Genomic DNA, 557 nt, shown 5'->3' with positions numbered 1-557 from the left:
TTGTTGAGCATCGCCACGTCAATGACCACCGGTTTATTGGACGCAATCGCCCGTTCCAGCGCCGGCTTAAATTCCGCGGCGGATTGAATTTTGATGCCTTCTACGCCGTACCCTCGGGCAATGGCAGCGAAATCCGGGGAATAGCTTTCGCCCTCTTTCTTAAATACCGTGCCGTACGTCGTATCGTAGTGGGCTTTTTGCAGGCCGGCAATCGTGCCAAAGGCGCTATTATTCATGATGACCCAAACGACGGGGATGTTTTCCTCCACGGCGGTAGCCAGCACGGAAGGGTTCTGGCCAAAACCGCCATCCCCCACCAGGGAGACGACCACGCGGTCCGGCCGGGCCACTTTGGCGCCTAAAGCGGCCGGGGCTCCAAATCCCATCGTACAAAAACCACCGGGCGTTAAAATCGTGCCTGCCTCATAAATCGGGAACTGCTGTCCCACCCCGTTCTTATTCCAGCCGACATCGGTGGTAAGATACGCATCTTTCGGCAGCACGTCCCGCACTTCTTCCAGAATGCGTTCCGGCTGCATCGGGTACGAATCACTGGC

General features: G+C 57.1%; 1 protein-coding gene. It reads right to left on the bottom strand.

The window, feature by feature from the left end; all coding sequences use genetic code 11:
* Positions 1-557 (bottom strand): thiamine pyrophosphate-dependent enzyme (locus tag MBEAL2_RS28680; protein WP_047155570.1); only part of this gene is annotated, 557 nt, incomplete at both ends.

Origin of the sequence: Aneurinibacillus tyrosinisolvens (assembly GCF_001015055.1) — a bacterium.
Lineage (GTDB): Bacteria > Bacillota > Bacilli > Aneurinibacillales > Aneurinibacillaceae > Aneurinibacillus_A > Aneurinibacillus_A tyrosinisolvens.
Note: the sequence above shows the minus strand (reverse complement) of the source record. Positions and strands in the feature narration are given on the sequence as shown.